The organism is Vibrio sp. Vb0667 (genome assembly GCF_033391095.1).
This window is the reverse complement of record NZ_JAWPOL010000415.1, coordinates 1-1,029: the sequence shown is the minus strand read 5'-3', so window position 1 is coordinate 1,029 and position 1,029 is coordinate 1. Positions and strand designations below refer to the sequence as shown.

General features: G+C 43.3%; 2 protein-coding genes and 1 pseudogene. 2 read left to right on the top strand and 1 reads right to left on the bottom strand.

Annotated elements, in window-relative coordinates:
* Together R8269_RS26320 and R8269_RS26315 are read left to right on the top strand one after the other, a co-directional pair.
* A pseudogene (locus R8269_RS26320) lies at positions 1–173 on the top strand (chemotaxis protein); the annotation flags it as partial.
* Between the two features lie 96 nt (positions 174–269).
* Positions 270–557: a hypothetical protein gene (locus tag R8269_RS26315; RefSeq protein WP_005462765.1), complete on the top strand. Its 288-nt coding sequence runs from the start codon at positions 270–272 to the stop codon at positions 555–557.
* Positions 558–569: 12 nt separating this feature from the next.
* On the opposite strand, the gene R8269_RS26310 is transcribed toward R8269_RS26315, so the two are convergent.
* Positions 570–947 carry a PH domain-containing protein gene (locus tag R8269_RS26310; protein ID WP_005499881.1) on the bottom strand — a complete coding sequence of 126 codons (378 nt, stop codon included), beginning with the start codon at positions 945–947 and terminating at the stop codon, positions 570–572.
* Between the last annotated feature and the right edge of the window lie 82 nt (positions 948–1,029).

The following is a 1,029-nucleotide window of genomic DNA, read 5'->3' as shown; positions in this document are numbered from 1 at the left end:
TTCTGACAACACCAGCAGCAAAAGTGCTTGAGACCCTATTTGGCAATCAAGATGACAGCGAGCTGCAAAAAGCGAAACAAAAAGCGGAATTTAACCAACCCGTTATTCGACAAGAAGTGATCCGCTACTCGGCGGACGCAGAAAAACAAGAAGCGAAAATCCAAGCACTATAATGCTTGTCAACGCCATAAACCACAAAGGTCACCTCGCCCTGCTGGTGACCTTTTTAATCCCTAATCCAATTGCCGTGACTTTTAGTAGAGTTCAATATGCACGAGCCAATGCCCGACACAAAAAGACGTGATGTGTTGAAGAAAGCCTTTTTATGGCTAATCATCTTCGACTATTTATTATTGGCGTTTTTTCTTACCCAACTCTCTAGCCTCAACCTAAACAGTGGCACCATGATCAGCCTGCTGCTCGTGGTTTACAATGTTCTGCTTGTGTCGTTGTGTTTTCAACGAACCAACAAGCAAGACTCATACATCATCTACCCAGTGTTATCAGCAACGTTGCTCGCTTTTGTCTGCTTCCTTTACTTTTTTTTTCTGGTTTAAGAGCCCCATAACCTAATCAAGCACGCGTTCACTGATCATACGATTGAACGCAACAAGGTCAAATGAGCCTTTAATTTCAAACCGAACTCGTCCCACTTCACTTAAGAAAAACTCAATTTCGCAATCGAGATCAAACGTGCCGGAAGTCTCAATAGAGAATGCATTGATCTTGCTGTAAGGCAGCGACGTGTAATCCACTTTTGAGCCCGTAATCCCTTGCACATTCGCCGCAATCACTCGTTTGTTGGTAAACACCACTTGGTCACGAACGGTTTTAAAAGCGGCGAAAATGGTCTCACCATCAATCAAAAATTTGTGGAAATCATCTCTGACTTTGGAAACGTCAATAGGCTTAAGCTTGAACACAGAGGAGTTGTCGAAATCGATCATGAGTCGTCCTTTAAATAGGCTGAAAAACGAATTTCTCAACGTATCAGACCACACCGGTTTTGCCTATCCACCTCAACCGGTT